The sequence below is a fragment of the Sorangium sp. So ce124 genome, assembly GCF_051525235.1.
GTDB classification, from domain to species: Bacteria; Myxococcota_A; Polyangia; order Polyangiales; family Polyangiaceae; genus Sorangium; species Sorangium atrum.
This window is the reverse complement of the sequence record NZ_CP150312.1, coordinates 6,758,153-6,782,040: the sequence shown is the minus strand read 5'-3', so window position 1 is coordinate 6,782,040 and position 23,888 is coordinate 6,758,153. Positions and strand designations below refer to the sequence as shown.

Sequence of the window (23,888 nt, the reverse complement as noted above, 5' to 3'; positions counted from 1 at the left end):
TCGGCCGCTCGGTGAGAAAGGCAATCGCACACCATGGAAATCAACAAGAAGAGCCGTACTGAGCTGAAGGCGTACTTCGTCAAGAACGCCCTGCCGACGGAGGGCAATTTCAAGGACCTCATCGACGCAGGGCTGAACCAGAAGGACGACGGCCTGGTCAAGTCGGCCGATCAGCCGGTGCAGATCGCGGCGTCGACGGCCGGCGACAAGCCGGCGATCCACCTCTACGAGAGCTTCGCGACGGACACCAAACCCGCCTGGGTGCTGAGCCTGCAAGCCAGCGGCAAGAAGGGCCTTGGCATCGGCGACGGCGACGGCCAGAACCGCCTCTTCATCGACGCCACGACCGGCAACGTGGGTATCGGCACGGCCGATCCGGCCGGCAACAAGCTCCGGGTGGCGGGGAGCGTCCTCGTCGACGGCGCCGACGGCAGGGCCAGCTTGAGCTTCGGCTCGATCTCCCGCCAGATGCTCAACCTCTCGACCGCAGCTCAGGGGATCGGCGTCCAGGCCAGCACCACGTACTTCCGCAGCAGCTCGAATTTCGCCTTCTACAAGGGCGGCGTGCACAGCGACGGTGCGCTCGATCCAGGTGCAAGTGGCGCCGCGATGCTCGTGATCAAGGACGGCAACGTGGGCATCGGCACGGCCGATCCGGGCAGCTACAAGCTCAACGTCGCCGGCGACGTGAACGTGACGGGGACCCTCCGAAGCTCGAAGTGGAAGGTCACGCAGGTCCTCAGACAGCGGACTGGAGCGCTGCCCGTCTCCGGCACGTTCACGTCGGGCGGCGGCACGCTGATCCTGTTGACGTCCGGATCCGCGTTTTTGACGTCGGGGACTGGGCTAATAACGATGAACATCAGACTGGACGGCAATCAGGTCGGCTCCACCACCATGTGGGTGAACGATGGGTATAAACACCGGACGTTCGCCCCCGACTGGCTGGTACTCTCGAACATCGCGTCGGGCGACCACACGATCCAGCTGACCCTCACAGGGTCGAACGCTCTCACGGACGTGAATGACTTCTTTTCCGTGACGGTGCTGGAGCTCCCGTTCTGACCGGGCGAGGAGGCGCTCGCGAGCCGACAACGGGTGAACGGGGGAGAGGACTGGAGCCGGACAATGGACTACGAATTTCTGCGCCAGGAAGGCATCCGCCAGCTCGAGCGAATGACAGGCGGGCAATGGACGGACTTCAACACCCACGATCCGGGGATCACCATCCTGGAGCAGCTCTGTTATGCGCTCTCGGATCTCGGCTACCGCACCGGGTACGAGATCCCCGATCTGCTCGCCGACGGCGGGGACGATCCGTACCAGAGCCTCCACCTGCCGGCGGAGATCCTCACCTCGCACCCGGTGACGCCGGCCGACCTGCGCCGGCTCGTCCTCGACGTGGAAGGCGTCAGGAACGCCTGGGTCGAGCCGGCCGCGGCGGACGCGCTCCAGCTCTACTATCTCCCCGTGGAGCGGGAGCTCCGCCTCGCGCCCAGGGACGTCGCCTCCGAGCCGGTCCGCCTGCGCGGCCTCCACCGCGTCCTCATCGAGGCGTCGGATCACACCCAGGGCACCCAGGTCAGGGCCAAGGTCGCTCGGAGGCTCCACCAGAACCGCCCTCTGTGCGAGGACTTCGCCGAGATCACGGTGCTGGAGCCGCAGCTCATCCAGGTCGAGGTGACCGTGGAGATCACGCCGGTGGACAACCCCGCGGCGCTGCTGAACGAGATCGGCGGCGCGCTTGCCGACGAGATCGCGCCGCCCGTCCGCTTCGCGACGCTCTCGCAGCGGCTCGGCGCCGGCGCCAGCGTCGAGGCGATCTTCGAGGGGCCCCGGCTCGAGCGCGGGTTCCTCTCCGACGAGGCGCTCGCGAGCGCGACGCGGCGGACCGTGATCCACACCTCCGATCTGATGCGCGCGATCACGGACATCGCGTCGGTGCGGGCGGTGAGCCGGATCCGCGTCTCCACGGGCGGCGCCAAGGAGGAGTGGTCCCTGCCGGTCGACCCGAATCGGGTCCCGAGGATGAACTTCGATGCCTCGGTCATCACCCTGATGAGCGCCGGGCGGGTGATCGCCCAGGCGAAGCCGGAGCGGGCGCCGGACGCGCCCTGGCGCGCGGGCGACAGCGCGCTCGCGGTGCCCGTGGGGCGCAACCGGAACGTCGGCACGTACACCTCGGTACGGCATCACCTCCCCATGCTCTACGGGGTCGGCGAGGCGGGGCTGCCGGACTCGGCGACGCCCGCGCGCAAGGCGCAGGCGCGGCAGCTCGCGGCGTACCTGATGTTCTTCGATCAGCTCCTCGCCAACGCCTTCGCGCAGCTCGCCCACGCCAAGGATCTGTTCTCCCACGGCGGCGGCACGCGGACGTACTTCACGCAGGCGCTCGACCAGCCCGGCCTCCGGCTCGAGGAGATCCGCGCGCTCGACGACGCGCACCTCGCCCGGCTCGGCGACCTCGTGGAGACTCCGGACGAGGCCGCGTCCCTGGAGCGGAAGAACCGCTTCTTGAATCACCTCCTCGCCCGCTTCGCCGAGCCGATCGCCGGTCACGACGCGGCCTCCGCGCCGATCCCTGCGGCGGAGCGCGTGCGGCGCAAGCAGCGCCTCTTGCAGCGATACCCCCGGATCAGCAGCGCGCGGGGGACGGGGTTCGATGGCCTCGCGCCCGCCGGCCCCGCCAACATGTCGGGGCTGGAGGAGCGACTCCGCATCACGCTCGGGCTCGCCGGAGGCGAGGAGATCGCCGTCGTCGAGCACATCCTGCTCCGCCCCATGCCGGGCGACGAGAAGCAGGAGCGCCCCGGGCCGACGGACGCGCCCACGGACAGGCCGCCCGCGGTGCTCTCGGCCGCGCGGGAGAAGGACCCCTACTCGCTGCGATTGACGTTCGTCCTCCCCGACGGGGTGGGGCGATTCAGAGATTTGGCGTTCAAGCAGCTCGTCGAGAACACCCTCCGCGCGGAGACGCCGGCGCACCTGACACCGTATGTGCTCTGGATGGCGGCCGACGCCTGGGCGGCATTCCGGACGGCTCACGGGCAGTGGTTGCAGAAGCGGCGGGAGGTCCTCGCCGCGACGCTGGGCGTACACCTGGAAGAGCGGAGCTCGTAAAACCATGTCCACCGCGAGACCTATCGACGTGCGCTGCGCCCGGGACCGGCTCATCGATCTCCTCGGGCTCGGGGAGACCACCCCGATCCGGGACGTGAACGTCCAGGAAGCGCAGCTCACCGTGAACGTCGGCGCCCCCTGCGAGATCACCCTCGATCCCGCCCAGGCGGGCGTCAGGTACGAGCTGTTCGACGGAGACGCGGCGGTGGCGCCCGCCTGCTCCGTGGACGGCACCGGGGAGAAGGCGATCCTCCAGGGGCCGATCATCGACAGGGTGGACAAGACCTTCCGGATCCACGCGAGGAAGCTCGATCCCCTGACGCGCGAGACCTTCCTGCTCCAGACCGCGACGGTGAAGGTCGGGCTGGCCACGGATCTCCCTGTCTCGACGCCCGAGATCGCCCAGGTGCCCCGCCTCGTCGACCACGGGAGCCGCGTGGTGGTGAGCATCTCGGGCAGCCAGGCGGGCGCGACGTACGCGCTGATCGACGGTGCGGGGCTCCCCATTCCCATGACGCCCCCCGAGCGCGTGAGCGGGAACAAGGACGGCGCCATCACGCTGACGGCCAGCCGGGTGACCGAAGACACGGTGATCCGGGTCGACGTCCAGAGGACGTTCGACGAGAGCGAAGGGCGCGCCCCGCTCCGCGCGGTGCTCGCCACGGAGCTGCCGATCGCGGTCCGCGCCGATCGGGATCTCGCGGTGTCGGCCGTGGGATCGCCGGTCCTGCCGCAGGGCAGCGCCACCATCACCGTCGCCGCGAGCCAGCCGAGCGTGCTTTACAGCGCCCACGTCCGCGCGCTCTCCACCGTGGACTTCGTGCCCGGCGCGGGGCCCACCGAGAGGGCGATCGCCGTCCCCGGCGCGCCCGGCGTCGAGGTGTACACCCCGCGGCCTCCCGCGCTCTGGGAGGCGCCGGCCGGCTTCGTGCAGCACGGGGACGCGGCGCCGGGCAACGGCGGTATCCTCGAGCTCGGCGTGGGGCCGCTCCCGGACGACAGCCTCGTCGTGGTGCAGGCGCGCAAGATCCACGCGGCGGCCGGCGCGCCGCTCGAGTCCGCGGTGCAGCTCGAGCAGGCGGCCGTCGTCCTGGTGAGGCCGGAGCCGGCGCCCCCGCTCGTGCTGCAGATCGCGGCGAACGCCGACGGCGCGAGCGGCACGCTGCTCGTCTCGGGCGGCCAGCCCGGGGTCTTCTACCACTTCTACCCGAGCGACGAGGCCGGTGAGCTCGGCCTGCCGGCGTATTTTCACCGGCGCGACGAGCGGGACCCGTCGAGGAACAAGGGCATTGCGGCCACCGAGCCGGAAGGGTCGGACAAGGCTCCTCGCCGGGGGCTCCGGGTCGAGATGGATCTCGTGATCACGCGCGATCCATCGGCGCCTGCGGCCCTGGAGCCGGCGTACGCGCGCCCGCTCGATCCCGCGGTCGACATCGCGCCGCTGCCCCTCGGCGGCGCGGTGGACGTGATGGCCGTCAAGGCGCGCACCGGGATCGGGTGGGTCGCCAGGCGATCGGTCGCGATTACCCCTGTTGCCGAGGAGAGCTCGCCCGGTGAGCTCGGCGCCGCCCCCGAGCCTGCGGCGACGGAGCCGTGACCGCGCCGCGCCACCGGATCCGCAGGCAGGTCCTGGAGGTGACCGTCCACGATCGCGACGCGGCGTGGCGGCTGCAAGCCGAGCTGGGCCGCGTCCAGGCCCGGCGCCTCGAGGCGGTCATCGATCGGTGTTGCACCGAGCTCGACGCCCCAGGCCGCCTCCAGCGGGTCGCGCGGCTCGAGGTGGATCTCGGGCGGATCGACCCCGACCACCTGGAGCGCGATCTGGTGGACAAGCTCGGCCCGCTGCTGCGCGAGGCGCTGGCCGCGCGGCTCCGCGAGGCGGACGAGGAGCCGGCGCTCCGGGGCGGCGATCCCGAGGTGATCTCCCGGCTGGAGCTCGTGGCGTCCTTCGCCCGCACCGGCGCCGTGCCCTGGTGGGCGGACAGCGCGCGGCCGCGGCTCGTGGATGAGACCTTGGCGCTGCTCCTCCAGCGCGCGGCCCGCCCGCTCGCGGCGCTGATCAGGGCGCTCGAGCCCCAGCGCGGCGCGCTGATGAGGATCGTCCGCCACAGCCGCGACGCGCAGCTCTGGGCGCTGTTCGACGCGCTCGCGGCGTCCTCGCAGGCCGACCTCCCGTCGATGCCGGTGGAGCTCGGGGCGCTGCTGCGCGCGCACGGCCCATCGTCGGCGCCGGTCGCTGGGGCGACGCCGGACGGCTTCCGGGCGTGCGTCTGGACGGGCGCCCTGCGGGCCGCGTGCATCGACGAGGGCCCGAGCGACGGGCGGGTGGGCTTCTGGCGTGGCGCGCTGGCCCGGATCGCGCTGGAGGCCGGCGTGCCCCTCGGGGCTCTCCTCTCGGGGCTCCACGCGTCTCTCGGGCCGAGTCCATCGGCCTGGCCGGGCGCGCTCGCGGAGGTCGGGCAGAGCCCTGGTGCAGCCGTCTCGAGCGCGGTCGGGCAGCGTCCCGGCGCGGTCGAGGAGAGGCCGGTCCGGGGGGCGCGGGGAGGGGACCCGTCGAGCGATCCGAGGGCCGCGGCCGCGGACGAGGCGCTGTCCGTCGATCCGGCGCACGGCGACGCCGACGCCGACGCCGTCTACGTGGACAACGCCGGGCTGGTGGTACTCTGGCCCTTCCTCGGGCACCTGTTCGAGCGCCTGGGCCTCCTGGCCGACAAGCAGCTCAAGGATCGGCGCGCCCTCCACCGCGCGGCCGGCCTGCTCCAGCACCTCTGCACGGGGGATCTCGAGCCGGCCGAGTACCAGCTTCCCCTGGCCCGCGTGCTCTCTGGCATGCCGATGACCGAGGTCTTCGACTTCGGTCCTCTGGTCGCCGAGGCAGAGGCCGAGGAGTGCGTCCACCTGCTCACGGCGGCGATCGCGAGCGCCCCGATCCTGGGGGAGATGTCGATCGCCGGATTCCGTGGCTCGTTCTTGATGCGCAAGGGCGCGCTCTCTGCCCGCGATGACGCGTGGCTCCTGCGCGTGGAGCGGGCCTCTCACGACGTGGTGCTGGATCGGTTTCCCTGGGGGGTGAGCTGGGTGCTCCTTCCCTGGATGGCGGCGCCGCTCTGCGTGGAGTGGTGACCGCGGCTTCGTGGATCGCAGGACTGGCGGTGACGCGCGGGGCCGCCCCATCTCTCCGCCCGCGCCGAGGAGAGTCTCATGCAATTCGCTGTTGACCGGTCCGCTCCGAAGACCTCGGGGAACGCCGCCCGCACGTCGCGCGCGCGTCCTCCGGCGCCGATGCAACTGCCGCGGAGGGCGCCGCCGCCGACTCGACCGCTGGCCGAGCCGTTGCGCGCATGTCTGGAGCGGGCGTTCGGGGTTGATGTGTTCGCGGATCGGGCGCCGCGCTCGAGCGCGCCGCCGGCCGGAGCGCCGAGGGTCGACACGGCCGCGTCCGAGGCGCTGGCCCAGAAGCCGGCCGAGGGGGCCGAGCGGCTGCTCGATGCGGCCTCCGCCCTCGCGGCCGCGCTGCCGGGCTCCGCCGGGAAGGCTGCGCCGCCGAAGCTCGACTGGGAGACCCACCCGGCCCACCTTCGCCTCTCGGAGCGGGTCGCCGTCCTGGAGGAGCGCTATCCGGGCCTGGAGCTCCGCTGGGTCATCGACTGGGCGCGCCGGTTCATCGAGCAGGTGGTCGCCAAGGCGGACGCCACGCCGGCGGACAAGGGCGTCTTCGACGATCGCCTGGAGCAGATGGCCAAGGAGCTCGCGGCGAGGATCGACGCCACGAACCCGCAGCTGCGGGCCGGGGGTGAGGCCCCGCAGAAGGGGATCTCGGGCGGCGCGGGCACCCACCTGTGGACGGGCGGGGTCGACTACAAGTCCGCTCAGGCCGCCGCCCGGCGGGCCGCCGAGGCCGAGAGCCAGGCTGGCAATCTGGACGCGGCGTCGGTGGAGATGACCATCGCCGGGGAGCTCCTCGACAGCATCAATTTCTCGGGGAACGGGATCGACTACGCGCCCGAGGCGGACAAGCTGTGGAACGAGCTATCCCGCGCCTTCGCGGGAAACGCGCGGGGGACGGTCCGCGTCCACACGTTGTACGGCGTCCGGAGCCCGAGCATCTTTTACTCGGTGGAGAGCCTGGCGCTGCTCCTGGTGCTCAAGGCCCAGGAGGCGCGCGAGAAGGCGGGCAAGAAGCAGGACGGCCCCGTGGTCGACGAGATCCGGATGGTGATCTACTTCCGCAAGGGCGAGATCGACCCGGAGACGGGGCAGCTGGCGGTCCCGAAGGACGAGAGCGGCAAGATGAAGGAGGAGCTCGTGAAGCAGCGGGAGGACCGCGTGACCACCTCCTACCAGCTCGAACGGGCGCGGGCGAACGCGTGGGACAAGGCGCTTGCCTGGGAGCCGACATTCGCTGTCGCCGGCTCGGTGAAGCACCGCGCCGCGCTCCTCGACGCGCGCCGCGCTGACGGGGCTTGAAGGAACACCCAGTTTAATTTCTCTTAAGATGACGACACCAGGTCTCGTCGGTTTCATACGGAGACGTCACCGCCGAAAGGGACCTGCCATGTCACGGAACGTCTTCCTGTTCGAGATCGCCGCCACGCGGGGCGACGCGGACGCGGACGAGGTCGAGCGAGCCCTGCTCTCACGCACCTCGGCCTTCGCGCTCGGAGCCTTTCCCACGCTCGATCCGGCGCTCTTCGCGCACCGGATCCTGCGCGGGAAGGGCGCGTCGTACACCTGGGAGATCGGGCTCGACGAGATCGAGGAGGCCCGGCGCGCGGAGCTCCACGCCGCGCTGCTGGAGCAGATCCAGACCTCGCTCGCGGGCGTGGCCGAGCTCCGATCCTCCGCCGCGTACGCCGACCTGTCGCTCCCCGCGCCCGGCCCCGATCCCGCCCGGGCCAGGGGGGGCCCGGGCGGGGCCCTCTCGTTCGCGGACGGCGAACTCCCGGTCTGGGAGGATCACGCGCGCGGCTCGGGCGCGGCGGAGGCAGGGAGCGCGCTGCCCGAGGATCTCACCGCCGAGATCGCGCAGTTCCGCGCCGCCGTGCCGGTCGAGCCGGGGCTCAAGCCCTGGGGCGCAGGGCACATCTACACAGGCAGCGCGGACAAGGCTCATCTCGCCTACCTGCACGGGTATTTCGACGCCCGGGCGGCGAAGGCGAGCCCCGCCGATCGGCGGAAGATCATGGCCTTTCGCGCGTTCCAGGCGCGCGAGGGCAGCACGGCCGCAATCAACACCTACGATAACCAGATCGTCACGTGGGGGACGGGCTGGGGCGGCCTCGGCTGGCTGGGCAAGGTGATGGAGCGGGCGACCGCGAACGACGCCGTGCGCGAGGCGCTGGGCGCCGCCGGCGTCCGCTACCGCGGCGGCAACGTGTACGACGTCGTCGATCTCGACTCCGGCATGGTCGTCACCGGGGGCAAGGAAGCGCTCGAGATCCTGCGCCGCTCCGTCCCGCTCCTCCACCTGCTGATCGATCTGGCCAGGAACCCGGCCACGCGCGATGCGGTGACCGAGGCCCAGCTCCGCACGTTCATGGATGGCTCGGGCAACATCCGCGGCGCCGACGCGATCGCGACGCAGGCGCTGTTCAACCTGATCGCGCACCTCAAGCACTGGGCGCCCGGGTACGTGATCGGGTGTCTCGAGTGGGCCGTCCCGCAGCTCGGCCCCGGGTCGCCGTCGGAGGAGCGCGACCGGCGCCTCGCCGCGCTCGTGGGCCGCTACTTCTACGGCAAGGCGCGCAAGTACAGGTGGATCCCGGACTTCAGGCAGTTCCGGCTCTACTTCCAGCACATGAAGGATGACGGGCTCGATTGCCTGCATGAGCCCTTCCTCCAGGCCGCGGGGCCTCCGGCGGACGACCCGTTCGTCGCCGCGACGGGAGCGCCCGCGGCGGCGCCCCCGCCGGAGGCGCCGAGCGCGGCGAAGGCTCCGCGCCTCACGCGCGCCCCCCTCGCCGGGCGACCCGATCTGGAAGGCATCGTCTCGGGTCGGAGCGCGCTCCGGAGAGGGGCGAGGGGACCCGGGGTGAAGGCGCTGCAAGAGGCGTTGATGGCGCTGGGCGAGAGCGCGCCCGGCGGCGCCGACGGCGCGTTCGGTCCGGGCCTCGAGGCGGCCGTCAAGCGGTTCCAGGCCGAGCGCGGCCTCGCCGCCGACGGCGTGGTGGGCGCGGCGACGATCGCGGCGCTCGACGAGGCCGTCGTCGCGAGCGCGGCGGCCCGGGGGACAGGCGCGGAGGCATCGAATCGAAGAGAAGAGGAGGAGCGCCGATGACCGCAGAGAAGAGCGAGAGACATCGAATCGGAGAGGAGAGGAGGAGCACCGATGACCGCAGAGAAGAGCGATGAAGGCGCCCCGCCGCGGGCGGGCGTCCCCGCGTGGGTGGACATGGCCCCAACGCCCGCCGAGCCGCCCAAGGAGTGGCTGGCTCGCCCGGTCGCGTTCGCCGACGACGAGCCGCCACCGCAGCTCGTCCGCACCGTGAACCTGCTGGACCCGCCCGAGCACGGCCTGCGCGGGCCCGAGGACGCCGAGGGCCTCGCCGAGTTCATCCTGTCCCGCGCCAGGGAGGGGATCGGCGACGTCTTCTCGCACCCCGATTACGACACCGCCTCCGGCGACCGCGAGGACTGGGCGCGGGCGGTCGCCGAGCACCAGACCGGCATTCCGTACACGATGCCAGCCTTCTTCTACGGCGCGCAAAGGGGGGTCGCGAAGGCGATCACGGGCGGCGGGCGGTACCCGATCGTGGGGCAGTGCCAGCAGTCGGTGACCACCGCGCTCTGCATCGGCGGCTGGGACGGCGGCCCGTACGGCGACATCGGCTGCGGGACCGACGCGCTGCCGGCTGCAGCCAGGCTGGGCGACGGCTGGACCTCCGTCCCGAAGGTGCTCGCCGACTGGCCCGACGATCTCTGGGAGAAGGTCACGGTTGGCTCGTGCCTCTTCTGGTCGGCGTCGGGAGCCGCGGGCGCCGGGAGCGGGCACGTGGCGATGGTGATCCGCAAGCACCCGGTCGAGCGCAAATGGCAGCTCTGGGACACCACCACCTCGTTCAACGACCCCGCGACGCACGCCGCCGCCGCCAGGGGCGCGCGCATGCTCTGGGAGTCGCACTGGTGGCCGTTCATCCCGCCGGCGCTCTCCGGCGGTCAATGGTTGTTCCGCGGCATCGCCCGGATCGACGGCCTCGGCGAGATCAAGAGCGACCTGAAGCCGCGCGGGCGCGCCCGCCTGCTCCTCCGGCGCCGCGGCGACGGCGAGCTGCTCTATCGCTCGGAGTGGATGTCGATGGAGGACGAGGGCCTCCCCATCTCCTGGCTGCTCCGCTCGCTGCGCGGCGCGCCCTTCCACGATCGCATCGAGCCCACCTGGTGCGTCAACTCGAAGTCCGACGCGCCGACCAAGCTCGCCCCGGACAACCGGCCGCTGCTCGACGTCTTCTGCGATGCCAGGGGCAACGCGAAGATGTCGTGGAGCCCGGCCCAGGGCCTGCACAACCGCCCTCACCAGGCGATCTGGGCGCCGCCCGCGGCGCTCCGCTGAGCCGCGGCGTGGGCGCCACGGCAACCCGGGAGACAACCTTCATGCGTACCCTCATCATCAGTGATCTGCACCTCGGCAACGGGGGTGACTACGACGTCTTCGCCGGGGGGGAGGCGCTGCCCGCGCTCCTCGACCGGATCGCGGTCGAGCCCGCGCGCGTCGTGGTCAACGGCGATGGCGTCGACTTCCTCATGAACGAAGACCCGCTGGAGCTCGACCCGGCGCGCGCCGCCGCGCAGGCCCGCGCGATCGCCGCCGCGCCCGCGAGCGCCGCCGTGCTGGAGGCGTTCGGGCGCGTCCTCGCGCGCGGCGGTGAGGTCATCGTCCGCCTCGGCAACCACGACGTGGAGCTCGCCGTCCCGGAGGTGCAGGAGATCCTGCGCGCGGCGATGGCTCAGCCGCCCGAGGTCGCGGCGCGACTGACCTTCCAGCTCGGCGACACCCCCGCGATCCTCGGCGTCGGCGGCGCCCGGATCCTCGTCACCCACGGCGAGCACAGCGACAACTGGAACAAGGTCGACTATGGGCGCCTGGCCCGGCTCGACCGGTTCAGGTACGCGGCCGGCTCGGTCCTCGTGAAGCAGCTCATGAACCCGATCGCGCGCCGGCACGGACTGCGCTTCGTGAGCCTGCTCAAGCCCGATTTCCAGGGCGCGGCGCTCGCGGCGCTCGCGGTCGCGCCCGGGATCGTGAAGCAGCTCTTCAGCGCGGCGTCGCTCGACATCGCCTGGCAGCTCTTCAAGAAGGCGGGGTCGGCGGCCTCCTTCGCCGAGGAGGAGGAGGAGCTCGGGCTCGCCGAGAGGCTCGCCGACGCCGGCCTCGACGCCGACGAGGCGGCCGCGATCGAGGCCACGCTCGGCGACGGGCCCGCGGCGTTCGCCGATGAAGAGACGATGTCGACCGCGAGCCTCAAGCTCGCGCGCGCCGGCCTGAAGCTCTACGCGGGCATGCAGAAGAGGCTCGCCGGCACCCTCGGTGACGAGTACTTCCGCCTCGAGCCCGATGAGGCCGAGTGGGCCGACGCCCGGCGCCTGGCGAAGAAGTTCGACGCCGGCGCGGTGGTGCTCGGCCACACCCACGCGGCCCGCTGGAAGGTGGCCGACGGCGTCGCCTTCGCCAACACGGGCACGTGGATCTGGCTGATGCAGCTCCCGCGCTCGGACGCCGGCGACGAGGCGTGGGCCGAGTTCCTCGAAGAGCTGCGCGACAACCCGAGGCTCCTGCCCGAGAGGCAGAGGGCGGCGAAGACCGTCCAGCGCCTCACCGCGGTGCTCCTCGACGCGCACCCGGACGGCGGCGCGACGATGCGGCTCGTGCAATGGGACGAGGGAGAGCTCCACTCCCTGGGGGCCGCGCGCGTGCCTCCGGGCGGCGTGGCGCGCTGAGGGGAGGAGTCATGTCCGACATCGAGTTGCTCCTCTGCCACGCCGACGATCAACGACCCGTCCTCGAAGAGGGGTTGCCGCTCGAGTCCGCCGCGGACGAGCCGCAGCCCGGCGGAGAGGACCTGGTCCACGATTTCGCCGACTTCTCCGACGATCCGAACGATCTCTCGCTCCAGCGCTGGTCCGTCATCGCGCCCGAGGGGCCCGCGGGCGACGCCCTCCTCGCGCTCGTCGAGCCCCTGATCCGCAAGCGCGAGCAGGACCAGGGCGCGCCCGTCGTGCCTTACCGCGTCCCCGCCGGCATGGACGCGGACGCGGCGATCCGGTGGAGCAAGAGCGTCTATCATGACGAGTCGATCGCGCTCGAGGATCTGCCGCGGTATCTGCTCGTGCTCGGCGACCTCGACGAGGTCTCGCTCGAGCTCCAGCAGGCCATGGCGAGCGAGGCGCTGGTCGGTCGCCTGGTGTCCCGGTCCGCCGCGGGCTACGCGGCGTACGTGGACAAACTCCTCTCCTTGGAGCGCGCCCCTTCGAGGGAGGCGCAGGCGCGGGCGCTCTTCTTCACGGCGCAGGACGGCACCGCGGCGACCACCATCGGCCACAGGGCGCTCGTCGCGCCCAGCGTGGCGCGGTGCCGCGACACCCGGCAGCGGGGCGGCTTCAAGGCGAGGGACATCGAGGAGATGGGGTATGACGGCGCCGAGGCGGCGAGGAGCGCGCTCCTCGAGCAGCTCGCGCGGCCGGAGCCGTCGATGCTGTTCACCATGAGCCACGGCCTGGGCGCGCCCCGCAGGGGATGGACATCGGCGGACGAGCAGCGCGCCGTGCAAGGAGCGATGAGCCTGGGCTCCGGCGTGCGCATCGCGGCCGAGGACCTCGGCGACAGGCCCTTTCTGCCCGGCGGGATCTGGTTCTTCCTCGCGTGTTATGGCGGCGGGACGCCGGCGGAGAGCGCCTATCACCACTGGCTCGCCCGCCTGCGCGACGCGGGCGGCTTCGGCGGGCGGGTCGACGGCGTGCTCGCCGGCCTCCCCAGGCCGGGCGATCGGCCCTTCATCGCCGCGCTGCCGCAGGCCGCGCTGGCGAGCCCGCGCGGCCCGCTCGCGGTCATGGCCCACATCGATCTGGCCTGGACCTACAGCTTCCAGGACATGGGGCCCGACGGCAAGGACAGGGCGTCGCGGTTCGAGGGCGTCTTCAGCTCGCTGGTCAAGGGCGCCCGCGTGGGCAACTCGTACAACGAGCTCCTCCGTTACCTGGGGAACGCCAACCACGAGCTCGCCGCGATGTACAACCAGGAGGCGAGGGCCGAGACGGCGGGCAAGCCCCTCGCCGTCGACCAGGGTCGCGCGAAGCGGCGGGCGAACCTGTGGATGTTGCGCGAGGATCTCGCGGGGTACGTCCTCCTGGGCGATCCGGCGGCGCGGCTCGCGATCGACCGCGACAGGGCAGCCGTCAAGGCCACGCCCGCGCCGGCGGAGGTGCGCTCGGCCGTCCCGCCGCCGCCCGCCGCTCCGCCCGCGCTGGCGGAGGTGCGCTCGCCCGTCCCTCCGACGCCCGCCGCGCCGCCGGCCCCGGCGGCGCGGCGCGCGCGGGACGCGGCGCGCATGCAGCGCGCCGTTCACGAGAAGATCCTCGGCGAGGAGGGCGACAGGAAGATCGCCGAGAGATACGGTATCACGCGCGAAGAGCTCCAGCGCTGGTACGATGCCTATTGCGAGGCCGGGCTCGCGGCGCTGGGCGAGCTGCCGTAGCGGTGCGCACGCGCGAAGAGGAGCCCGGCGCCCCGCCGGCCCGCCCTGCCGCCGCGCCCGTGGGCGAGGCGCCGCCACGCAGGGCCCGGCGGCGCCTCGTCCTGCGGTCACGCCGCCGCGCTCGCGTCGACCGCGTCGACGCCAGCAGCCGGCTCCTCAGGGAGCAGCTCTGGGCACTCGCGCTGCTCGCCCTTTTCGTCCTCCTGCTCCTCGTGGCGCTCACGGCCACGGCGCGCGCTCCCGTCCAGCAATGGCCTGCCTGGGGATGTCGGACCCTCCTCGGCGTCTTCTCCTTTGGCGCCTTGGGAGCCATCTTCAGCGCTGCTCGATCGCTCAAGGGGTCTTCCCTCCGGGCCAGGGCTCACGCGCAGGTGTCGGACGCGCGGGTCACCCTCTCGCGCGCCGTCCTCGGGGCGCTGCCGGGGCTCGCCGCCTACGCGTTCCTCGAGTCGAGGGTGCTGAACCTCGGGGACGCCGACAACAGCAAGGCCTTCGCGATCGCGTTCATCGCTGGCTTCAGCGAGCGGCTCGTGCTCAAGGTGGCAGAGACGTTCGCCGGGGAGCAGAAGGCGAGGTAGCGACGCCGGGGGGCGCGCCGCGCCCGTCACGGGGCAGAGCGCGTGTCCTGAGGTCGGGCGTGCTCGGTCCGGGGCGAGACGAACCGGACGACGGCGCGCGGCGCGAGGCGATAACCGTGCTCATTGCGCTCGATGACGTCCCTGAGCCCCATGCGGCGGAGCTGGGTCAGGGCCACGTAGACGCGGTTGGCCCCCGCTTCCGCCACCGGCCGCTCGCCGGGCCAGCCGGCCTCGAGCAGGTCCTGGAGCGAGAGCGAGGCGTCCGGCGCCTCGTCGTGCCTGTCGACGAGGGCCGTCACGATGCGGCTGAGCGCGTGCCCGAGCGTGTGCTTCACGCCGTCCTTCGCCGCGATCCAGCGCACCTCGCAGCCGAGGACCAGCGTGGGCGGGCAGGCCGGCGCCGCCTCCGCGGCGAGCGGCAGCGGCCGCCCGGCGAGCACGCTGGCCACGAGCGACGCGAACCCCTCGGGATCAGGCGCCTCGCTGCAGGGCGCGAGGTGGTGGAGGAGGTACGCCTCGTCAGCGCACATCCGCGCGCGCGCCGGCGCGCCAGGGACGCGCCGCTCCAGCGGCTCGGGTGAATCGAGGTCCATCGAACGGATGTTCCGGTCGGCGCCGCGCGCGCTCGCCCCGCTGCCCTGGATCGCATGGCGGAGCGACCGCACGAGGAGCGACAGCGCGAGCTCGTCGCCCGCCGGAGTCGGCTCGCCGCCCGCCGCCACCTCGGGCGCCTGGAACTCCAGGACCCTGTCGATCTGCTGTTCTCCCGCTCTCTCGAGCGGGGCACTCCTGCCGTAGCCGACGAGATAAAAGCGCCCTTCGCGTGAGAAGAGGATATCAGCGCACGAGACGCGGCCGATGCAGACGGGCCGCCCGTGCTTCGGATCGACCACCGCGTGGGCCGCCCGCATCGCCTTGCGGAGGCTCGCGACGAGGCCGGCCGCGCTCCCGGGCGGCACCTTCCAGCCGGCGTCGTTCAGGAGGCTCATGAGGTCGACGCCGTCGATCACGGCGTCACAGGCGAGCTCGATGTACGGCATGCCGTCGGCGACCCCGCGCGCCGCGACCTTCGGGATGAGCGGGTGATCGAGGAGCGCGTGGACGCGCTCGATCTCGGCAAATACGGTGTTCGCCCGCGCCGCGCTGGCGGCCGGGCCGGGCACGATGACCACGCAGGGCGCCGCGTCTCCGGCGCGCGCCGCCGCGACGACGTGGAGGCCGTCGCGACGGCGGATGGAGCGCGGGGTTTCATATCTGCCGAGCCATCGTGAACGAGAATCGTCCGTGAGTCCCATGATCGTGTCCGTTCCTCAGTCGCGCACGCCTGCCGGCACACATCATTAATCACGTCCCAGGGACGAGCCCGCCGATGCGTTCTTAATAGTTTTTAAGGTGAGAATTCCTCCTGCTGCAGTCTACAAAGCCACGGAGTCAGACACGGCAGGGCGCACAACGTAGCGAGGCTTGTCTTTCGATGTGGTTGGAGATCGAGCTCGACATCAGCGGTGATGAGGTGCGCGTCAGCGCGCGTGGCAGCCGGGGAGAGCGCCCCGCGGGACACGCGATATCCTCCGAGCGGGGCCTCGATGCCCTGCAGGCCTTCGCCAACAAGGTCGGGAGGGCGGTCCGCGGCGGTAAATCGCTCGATCCAGCGGCGGTGAGCGACTCGCAGGCGCTTCATGAGGGGGTCTTCAAAGGGGAGCTGCGCGACGTCCTCGTGCGGCTCGGCGAGGTGTCGAAGGGCGGTCCGCTCCTGGTGCGGCTCTTCGCCCGCGAACACGCGCTCCAGGCCATCCCCTGGGAGGCCCTCTGCAGGCCGGGGACGTCCGAAGGGTTCCTGGGGACCGACCCCAGGGTGCTCTTCGCGCGCGGCGTCACCTCGTCGGAGCCGTGGGAGCCGCGCGAGGTCAAGGGCGCCGTCCGGGTGCTCGGCATCGCGCCGGGCACCGGCGAGCGGGCCCTCGACGTGCTGCGCGAGGCGCTCGCCCCGTCGATCGACGCCGGCGAGGTCGAGTGGCTCGATCCGATCGCCGGGCCGGAGATCGGCGCGCGGGCCCTCTTCGATCGGCTCCGTCGCGGCAAGAGCCCGCACGTCGTGCACTGGCTCGGCCACGGCGGCGTGGATCTCTCGGGCAAGCCCGTCCTGCGCGTGGCGGACGACGAGGACGGCGAGGAGGCCTGGATCACCGCCGAGGCGCTGGGGCGCGAGCTCTCCGCCGCCTTCTGCGAGGAGCTGCGCCTCGTGATCCTCGAGGCCTGCGAGGGCGCCAGGGCCGGCGCGCTCGGCAGCGCGGCGGAGATCCTGGCCAGGGCGGGCGCGGACGCCGTGGTGGCGCACCTCTGGCCGGTGAAGGCCGACGTGGCGCGCGCGTGCTCGACCGAGCTCTACCGGGCGCTCACGGGCGCCTCGCTGAGCCAGGGCGACATCGGCGCGAGCGTGGCGGCGGCGCGGCGGACGCTGCTCTCCCAGAGCGCCGAGGCGTTCTCGCCGATCCTGTACCTCCGCGGCTCGGACTCGGTGGTCTTCAACTTCCAGGGCCGCCGCGTGGCGAGGCCGGGGAAGAAGGGCCGATCGAGGGCGCTCGCGCCCGCGCTCCAGAGCCTGCTCGAGCGGCCGTTCACGATGGTGCTCGGCGATCTCGAGGACGATCGCGCCGCGCTCCTGAGGGAGCTCGAGCAGTTCATGCAGGAGAGCGGCGACCCGGCGGCGCAGGGGATGTCGCTGAGCGCGCTCACCCAGCGCTGCGTGCTCCGGTTCGGGCAGGAGGTGCTGCACTCGCTCTTCCAGCAGGCGTTGACCACTTCGCCCGCCGCGACGGCCCCGCCGCTCGTCGAGGCGCTCGCGCGCTTCGTCCGGCCGGGGGTCCACGTCACGCTGCTCTGGCGGCCCTGCCTCGAGCACGCGATCGCGCAGAAGCTGCCGCAGCGGACCGTGTACGCCATCCAGCCGTCGCTCCTGGGCGCCGGCGGCAAGCCGCGCGTCGTCAAGCGCGCCGCGGGGGCGGCGACGTGGAAGATGGATCCCGTCATGCCCAAGCGCTTCGATCTCGACAGCGAGATCGTCGTGCTCCGCCTGTACGGCGGCTACTCGGCCGAGCCGCGCCCCATCTTCTCGCCGCCGCTGCTCACCGAGGACGATCACATCCACGGCCCCCTCGGCGCCGATGGCGCCCGGCCGCCGCTATGGATGGAGGAGCTCCTGGCGCGGCCGCGCGTCCAGCCCGGCCTCTTCGTCGCGCTCTCGAGCCTCGACTTCCGCCACCGCATGCTGCTGCGCTGGCTCTACGATCAACGCCCGGCGCCCCCGGACAGCCTGGCCGTCCTCGCGCCTGGGGTCGAAGGGAGCGAGATCGAGATCTGGGGCAACGGCGGCGGCCTGCCCGGCACGGGCCACATCGCGGCCACCACCGGAGATCTGGTGGAGCTCGCGGAGCAACTAGACGCCTTCGCGCTGGAGGACGCCTCGTGACACACCCTCCCTTCCAGGCGACGCCCCTCCGCGATCCCGTCGTCGACGCGCTCCTGCGCTGCTGGGTCGAGCAGCGGGCGGAGCTCCTCCGCTCCTGCCGGCGCTCGCTCGGCCGAGCGGACGGTGAGGAAGCGTTCAGCCGAGCGACGTTGTCGATGCTCCAGGCCAACGCCTCCACAGGCGGTATCCGCCGCCCAGCGGCGTGGCTTCAGGAGGTCGTGCGCCATGCCTGCGTGGACCTCCACCGCGAGCGGACGCGGCGCGGAAGGCTCCTGTTGATCGTGGACGAGGATCTGGGCGAGCTCGCGGCGACCTCCCAGGCCGCTGCGCGCGATCCCGAGCGGACCCTCCTCGAGCGGGAGATGCTCGCCCGGCTGGAGAGTGCCCTTCGCGCCTTGTGTCCGGCGCTGCGCGCTCCTCTCTTGCTGCGGGTTGAAGAAGAGCTGTCGTACGCGGAGATGGCCGCGCTCCTGGTCGAATCGGAGGAGAACCTGCGCAAGCGCGTGCAGATCGCGCGGCAGAGCGTGCGGCGTTCGGTCCTCCTGCAACGGGAGCGGGCGCCGCGCCGCCCCGCCGGGGACCACTCCGCCGCTCGCGCCGGCCTGCGTCGGGGCAGGGCGCGCGCCGCGGCGGACATGGATCCTCTCCACCCGGGCTCCGGCCCATCGAGGAGCCAATGACCATGAACCCCCGCGAGGACCGGCTGGACCTCTTGCTCGCCGACGCCGACGAGCGCCGCCCCGTGCTCGACGAGGGGCTGCCTGACGACGCCGCCCAGCGCGCGCCGAAGCCCAGGAAGGCCCGCGATGCCAACCACTGGCGCCGCACCGACGCCGATCGCAACGACCTCACCCTCCAGCGATGGGCGGTGATCGCGCCCGAGGGCCGGGAGGGCGACCGGATGCTCGAGGCCATCCAGCCGCTCGTCGCGCTGCGCGAGGCCGAGCAGGGCTCGCCCGCGCGCGTGTACCGCGTGCCGCACGGGATGGACGCCAAGCGATCCGCGGACTTCCGGAGAGATATCTACTGGTCCGAGGAGGTGGCGGAGGAGGACAGGCCCCTTTACCTGATGATGCTCGGCGATCTCCATCACACCTCGGTGGAGCTCCAGCACGCGCTCGCCAATGACGCGCTCGCGGGGCGCGTCCACTTCGCGGACGGCGCGGGAGAGACGGATCTCGCCGGCTATGCCGCCTACGCGGAGAAGGTCGTTCGCTACGCGCAGCGTGGCACGCCCGAGACCTCGCCGGAGCTGCTCTTCTATGCCGCGCCCGACGGCTCGGCGGCCACGGTCACGGGCAAGCTCAGGCTCGTCGGCCCGAGCCTGGCCACGTCGATGGAAGCGCACGCCAGGGGCAAGCTCCCCGTGGCCTCGGTGCGCGAGATCTCCGCCGCCAGCGTGGACGATCTGGTCGCCGGGGGCGGCGGCGCGCGTCCCTCGGTGCTGCTCTCGGTGAGCCACGGCCTGGGCGCGCCCCGGCGTGGCTGGCGCAGGGAGGAGGACGCGTGGCGGCGCCAGGGGGCGCTCGTGATCGCCCACGACGAGATCCTCGACGCCGAGCGGCTGCGGGGCCAGGCGTTCTTGCCGGGAGGCATGTGGTTCTATCTGGCCTGCCTCGGCGCGGGTACGCCGGCGGAGAGCGTCTATCACGCGTGGCTGTCGCAGCTCGCGCAGGAGGACCGTTATGGTGGCAGCCTGAAGGCCGTGCTGCACAGCCTCCCCGCGTCTGGCCAGCGCCCCTTCGTCGCGGCCTTGCCGCAGGCCGCGCTGGCCAACCCGGCGGGGCCGCTCGCCGTCATCGGCCACGTCGACCTCGCGTGGACGTACAGCTTCTCGGGCACGAAGAGCCTGTCGGAGAGCAAGAAGTCCCGCATCTATCGCCCGCTCGAGGTGCTGGTCCGCGGCAGTCGCGCGGGGATCGCGCTGGAGGCGCTGATGGAGTTCTACCGCGGCGCGAACGACGATCTCGCGCAGAGCTACCAGCTCGAGGCCGACGCGCGCGCGGCGGGCCGCGCAGATCCCACCGATCGCCCCGATCGCGCTCACCTGTGGATGCTGCGCAACGATCTCCGCGGCTACGTGCTGCTCGGCGATCCGGCGGCGCGGCTGCCGCTCCAGCAGCTCGCGCTGCGCGCCGAGGCGCGCGCGCCTGCCGAGGTGGCGTGTACCCAGCCGGAGGCGCCGGGCGCCGACGCTGCGCCCGCGGCGCCGGCGCGGGAGGCGGCCGTGCTGGCGATGATCCGCGGAGACGAGGCGCCGCGCGCGATCGCGGCGCGCGCGAGGGTGTCGCTGGAGACGTTGTGGAGCTGGGTCGACGCCTATCGCGCAGGCGGCCGCGAGCGACTCGGGCGATGAGGGAGCTCCGCGGGGTCGTGCAACCCACATCATCGACCAGGCAGTGTTTGCCGGCATCTGCACATCACGTGTGCTTCATGATCGAGGTTGCCGCGGCCGCGCTCTCTGCTCGGGCGCCGCGCTTGCCGATGCGGTCCATCACCCGCTCAGGAGCGTGCGGCCACGTACTTAACGCCGGCGCAGGCGTGCGCGCCATCGTCCCTTCGGACAGCTTGACGCGCGACGGGACCCATGACTTCGTGCGGCGTTTGGGCTCAGGAAAGCGGGCTGTTCGTCACGCCCGGATCCGGCGCCCGCCGACATCGTCGATCGTGAGGCCGTATCGGCTCTCCAGGCGTTCGGTCATCGGACAGACCTCGCAGGTCGAGAGACCCCGGCGCGGCGTTTACCCGTCGCGCCTGCGGCTCCGCTCCAGCAGCGCCGCGAGCTCCGCCGCCGACGTCACCCCGAGCTTCGCCGTCGCGCTCGCCCGGTGCTGCTTCACGGTCGACTCGGCGAGCCCCAGCTCCGCCGCGATCTGCTTGTTCAGCTCCCCGCGCGCGATCCGGTCGCACACCTGCCGCTCGCGCGGCGTGAGCGCGTCGAGCCGCGCCGCGAGCGCCTCCCGCTCCACCCGCGCCGCCCGCGCCCGCGCGTCGAGGTCCATCGCGCGCCTCACCGCCGCGAGGACCTCGTCTGCCTCGAGCGGCTTCAGCAGGAAGTCGACAGCGCCCTCCTTCATCGCCTGCACCGACGCGCGCACGTCACCGTGCCCGGTGATGAAGATGAGCGGCAGCCGGCACCCGGACGCCCTGAGCGCCGCCTGAAGGTCGAGCCCGCCGAGCTCCGGCATCGCCAGATCCACGATCACGCAGCCGGCCCGCGCGTCCGGCGCCGCCGCCGCGGACGCCAGGAACGCGCGCGCTCCCTCGAACAGCTCCACCTCGTAGCCCGAGGCGCCGAGCAGCCGGCCCACGCTCCGCAGCACCGCGCCGTCGTCGTCGATCACCACGACCTTCGCCGTCACGCCCGTCATCGTTCCTCCTGCGCCGCCTCGCCCGGCAGATCGAGGCGCGCAGCCACGCCGCCCGCAGGCGCGCGCTCGGCCCACAGCCGACCGCCGTGCGCGGCCGCGATCGACCGGCTGATGCAGAGCCCGAGACCCAGGCCCTCCGACTTCGTCGTGAAGAACGGCTCGAAGAACCGCTCGAGATCGTCCATCGCGCCCCCCTCGCCCGAGTCCTCCACCACGAGCGCCACGCGCCCGCCGGCGCGCGCCGTCCTCACGATCACCCGGCGGTCGCCGTACGGCCGCCCGGAGACGGCGTCGAGCGCGTTCGAGATCAGGTTCAGCGCCACCTGCTGGAGCTGGACCGCGTCGCCGCGCACGGCGGGCAGGTCGGGCGCGAGCTCCAGCGCGATCGTCGCTCCGCGCAGGAGCGCGTCGTTGCCCACGAGCCGCGCCACCTCGCGCGCCGCCTCGTTGAGGTCGCACCGTTCCCTCTGCGCCTCGCCCTTCTTCAGCAGCACGCGCATCCGCCGTATCACCTGGCCGGCCCGCCGGGCGCCGGCGACGATCTCCTCGAGGGCAGCGCTCACCTCCGCGACGTCCGGCGCCGCGCGGCCCAGCAGGATCTCCGCGGTCTGCGCGCTCGTGAGCACCGCGGAGAGCGGCTGGTTGATCTCGTGCGCGATCGAGGACGCGAGCTCGCCCATCGCCGCCACGCGGTTGAGGTGCGAGAGCGCGCTGAGCGACTCGCGCGCCTGGCTCTCGGCGCGCTTCCGGCCCGTCACGTCGAAGTGGGAGACGACCGCCCCTCCGTCCTTCCACGAGAGCCGCCGCGCCCGCACCTCGGTCCAGCGCTCGGCGCCATCGTGACGGTACTCGACCGTGCCCTCGACGTCGCGCCCAGCGAGCACCCCCTCCACGAGCTCCACGACCTGCCCGGCGCCAGCGTCGCCCGCCGCCGCGGCCCGCCGGAACGCGCCGAGGTAGCTCTCTCCCTCTGCGACAAGCTCGAGCGGGCCCGGCGCGCCCTCGCGCGACGCGCGCGCCCACGTCCAGTTCGTGCGGTGCATCACCCCGGTCCTGTCCACGACGGCCACGAAGCCGACCATCGAGGCGAGCACGGCGTCGCTCATCGCCTGAGCGCGCCCGCGCCGCCGCCGCTCGATGACGAGCCCGGCGATCAGGGTGGTCTGGAGCGTGACCGCGCCCGCGGCGCCCGCCGCCCACCGGCGGTAGAGATCCCAGAAGGACGGCACCCGGAAGTGGACCTCGGCGCCGGGCGGCAGGCGGTCCTCGGGGATCCGGAAGACGGCGAGCTCGCGGGCGTCGAAGGCGAGCTCGTTCGCGTCCGCGGCGCGGATCGGGATCGACGCCGCGGGCTCGCCGCCGAGGAGTCGCAGCGTGATCCCGCCCAGGTCGCGCCCGACCCGCCCGTAGTCGACGATCTCCCCGCCGACTATCCCTTTGCCGAGCCCGACGCCGTGGACGGAGAAGAACGGGCGCTGGGACTGCGCTCGGACCCGCTCGAAGGCCTGTAGCCCGACGAAGCGGTTGCCGGCGCCATCCATGTAGAACGTGTCGAACAGGACGATGGCGTTCTCCGGGAGCGTGGCGAGGCGCCGATCGAGCTCGGCGAGCGGCAGGCTCGCGAGGTCCAGGAGCGCGACGCGGTCGGCGAGGGGGCTGAGTTCGCGGGCGATCCCGTCGTGGCGCGCGCGTTCCCAGGGGCTCGCGCCCATGACGAGCGCGACCTCTCGCGTGTCGGGGAGGAGGCGCAGCGCGCTCTCCGCCGTCCGGAGCCACGCGAAATCGAGCCAGATCCCGGTGACGTCCGGCGCGGCGGGCACCGCGAGGGCGGCGCTCCGGTCCTCGCTCAGGAAGAGCACGGGCACGCCGGACCACAGCTCGCGCCGTAGATCGAGCACGACCCGGAGCACGTCGAGCCGGAGCGCGACGATCACGCCGGGGTGATAGCTGCTGTATTTGGTCCGATAGAAGCGGCGGAGCTCGCGCGCGTAATCGGGGGTGTCGAACCACGACAGATCGAGGAACTCGAGCTTGAAGGTGACCGGCCCGTCCCACCCGACCCGCACCGATTCCCGGAGCTCGCCGGTGATCGAGGCCATGGCCGGCGCGGTCGGGTCATCCGACTGAAACACCAGGACCTGCGCCGGCGCTTTGTCGGCCAGCGCCGGCGCGGGCGCGCAGAAGGCGATCGCGAAGGTCGCGAACAGGAGCATGAGCGCCGAACAAGAATTCCGGTGATGCCTTGACGGAGCTGCAGAACGCTCCCGATCCCTTCGTCGCGCTGGTATCGGCAACAAGAGAGATGAGCTTATCACGGCTGTTCACATCGCTTCGCTGCGTGACGTCGTCAAACACCGAGGGCAGGGGAGGTCTCCCCCGGCCCATGGGACGGCGGTGAGCGTCAACGGCCTGGCTGTGCGCTCAACGAGCGACTTGGACGACGACGCGACAGTGTGAATGATCGGCGTTCTCATCATGTCCAAAGGGGTCACCGAGGCGCGCAGACGACATGCGCCGAGGTGACCAACGCGCGCCTCGACGTCCACCGCCCCCTGGCCGCGCAGCCCGGATGAAGGGCACGGTCGAGCACGCCGGGGCGGGGGCCGCGCGTCACCGGCGCTCGTCGGGTGTGTCTTGCCTGCCACATCGCGCGCCCGGATCC

At 72.5% G+C, this 23,888-nt stretch carries 16 protein-coding genes; 13 read left to right on the top strand and 3 right to left on the bottom strand.

Translation table 11 applies throughout. The annotated features are described in order from the left end of the window. Positions 1 to 33: 33 nt before the first annotated feature. The 10 genes from WMF19_RS25250 to WMF19_RS25205 all read left to right on the top strand — a co-directional run bounded on the left by WMF19_RS25250 (position 34) and on the right by WMF19_RS25205 (position 14,386). Positions 34 to 1,065 (top strand): hypothetical protein, encoded by a 1,032-nt coding sequence (locus WMF19_RS25250; protein ID WP_437901466.1) that lies wholly within the window; start codon positions 34 to 36, stop codon positions 1,063 to 1,065. Between the two features lie 63 nt (positions 1,066 to 1,128). Further along, positions 1,129 to 3,120: a hypothetical protein gene (locus WMF19_RS25245; protein WP_437901465.1), complete on the top strand. Its 1,992-nt coding sequence runs from the start codon at positions 1,129 to 1,131 to the stop codon at positions 3,118 to 3,120. A gap of 4 nt (positions 3,121 to 3,124) precedes the next feature. Next, the gene (locus tag WMF19_RS25240) at positions 3,125 to 4,717 is read left to right on the top strand and encodes a hypothetical protein (protein WP_437901464.1); all 1,593 of its coding nucleotides are present in this window, start codon (positions 3,125 to 3,127) and stop codon (positions 4,715 to 4,717) included. Beyond that, the gene (locus tag WMF19_RS25235) at positions 4,714 to 6,243 is read left to right on the top strand and encodes a contractile injection system tape measure protein (protein WP_437901463.1); all 1,530 of its coding nucleotides are present in this window, start codon (positions 4,714 to 4,716) and stop codon (positions 6,241 to 6,243) included. The genes WMF19_RS25240 and WMF19_RS25235 overlap by 4 nt, the downstream gene beginning before the upstream one ends. A gap of 78 nt (positions 6,244 to 6,321) precedes the next feature. Next, positions 6,322 to 7,587, top strand: coding sequence for a hypothetical protein (locus WMF19_RS25230; protein WP_437901462.1), 1,266 nt, complete (start codon positions 6,322 to 6,324; stop codon positions 7,585 to 7,587). A gap of 88 nt (positions 7,588 to 7,675) precedes the next feature. Further along, positions 7,676 to 9,397: a peptidoglycan-binding domain-containing protein gene (locus WMF19_RS25225; RefSeq protein ID WP_437901461.1), complete on the top strand. Its 1,722-nt coding sequence runs from the start codon at positions 7,676 to 7,678 to the stop codon at positions 9,395 to 9,397. Positions 9,398 to 9,448: 51 nt separating this feature from the next. Further along, positions 9,449 to 10,669, top strand: a complete 1,221-nt coding sequence (locus WMF19_RS25220; protein ID WP_437901460.1) for a hypothetical protein — start codon at positions 9,449 to 9,451, stop codon at positions 10,667 to 10,669. Between the two features lie 41 nt (positions 10,670 to 10,710). Beyond that, a complete protein-coding gene (locus WMF19_RS25215; RefSeq protein ID WP_437901459.1) occupies positions 10,711 to 12,054 on the top strand; it encodes a metallophosphoesterase in 1,344 nt (447 codons plus the stop codon). An 11-nt stretch (positions 12,055 to 12,065) separates the two neighbouring features. Next, complete coding sequence (locus tag WMF19_RS25210) at positions 12,066 to 13,808, top strand: hypothetical protein (RefSeq protein WP_437901458.1); 1,743 nt, start codon at positions 12,066 to 12,068, stop codon at positions 13,806 to 13,808. Between the two features lie 2 nt (positions 13,809 to 13,810). Then, positions 13,811 to 14,386, top strand: coding sequence for a hypothetical protein (locus WMF19_RS25205; protein ID WP_437901457.1), 576 nt, complete (start codon positions 13,811 to 13,813; stop codon positions 14,384 to 14,386). A 26-nt stretch (positions 14,387 to 14,412) separates the two neighbouring features. Here the strand turns inward: WMF19_RS25205 and WMF19_RS25200 are convergent, their stop codons facing one another. After that, the gene (locus tag WMF19_RS25200; protein ID WP_437901456.1) at positions 14,413 to 15,681 is read right to left on the bottom strand and encodes a hypothetical protein; all 1,269 of its coding nucleotides are present in this window, start codon (positions 15,679 to 15,681) and stop codon (positions 14,413 to 14,415) included. 179 nt (positions 15,682 to 15,860) lie between these two features. On the opposite strand from WMF19_RS25200, the gene WMF19_RS25195 reads away from it, so the two are divergent. Genes WMF19_RS25195 through WMF19_RS25185 form a run of 3 tightly spaced genes read left to right on the top strand, consistent with a single transcriptional unit; the run spans position 15,861 to position 20,211 of the window. Next, positions 15,861 to 17,855 (top strand): CHAT domain-containing protein, encoded by a 1,995-nt coding sequence (locus WMF19_RS25195; RefSeq protein WP_437901455.1) that lies wholly within the window; start codon positions 15,861 to 15,863, stop codon positions 17,853 to 17,855. Then, positions 17,852 to 18,535, top strand: a complete 684-nt coding sequence (locus WMF19_RS25190; protein ID WP_437901454.1) for an RNA polymerase sigma factor — start codon at positions 17,852 to 17,854, stop codon at positions 18,533 to 18,535. Before WMF19_RS25195 ends, WMF19_RS25190 begins: the two co-directional genes overlap by 4 nt. 2 nt (positions 18,536 to 18,537) lie before the next feature. Next, positions 18,538 to 20,211: a hypothetical protein gene (locus tag WMF19_RS25185; RefSeq protein ID WP_437901453.1), complete on the top strand. Its 1,674-nt coding sequence runs from the start codon at positions 18,538 to 18,540 to the stop codon at positions 20,209 to 20,211. Positions 20,212 to 20,596: 385 nt separating this feature from the next. Here the strand turns inward: WMF19_RS25185 and WMF19_RS25180 are convergent, their stop codons facing one another. Further along, positions 20,597 to 21,226: a response regulator transcription factor gene (locus WMF19_RS25180; protein WP_437901452.1), complete on the bottom strand. Its 630-nt coding sequence runs from the start codon at positions 21,224 to 21,226 to the stop codon at positions 20,597 to 20,599. Then, positions 21,223 to 23,439, bottom strand: a complete 2,217-nt coding sequence (locus WMF19_RS25175; protein WP_437901451.1) for an ATP-binding protein — start codon at positions 23,437 to 23,439, stop codon at positions 21,223 to 21,225. The genes WMF19_RS25180 and WMF19_RS25175 overlap by 4 nt, the downstream gene beginning before the upstream one ends. Between the last annotated feature and the right edge of the window lie 449 nt (positions 23,440 to 23,888).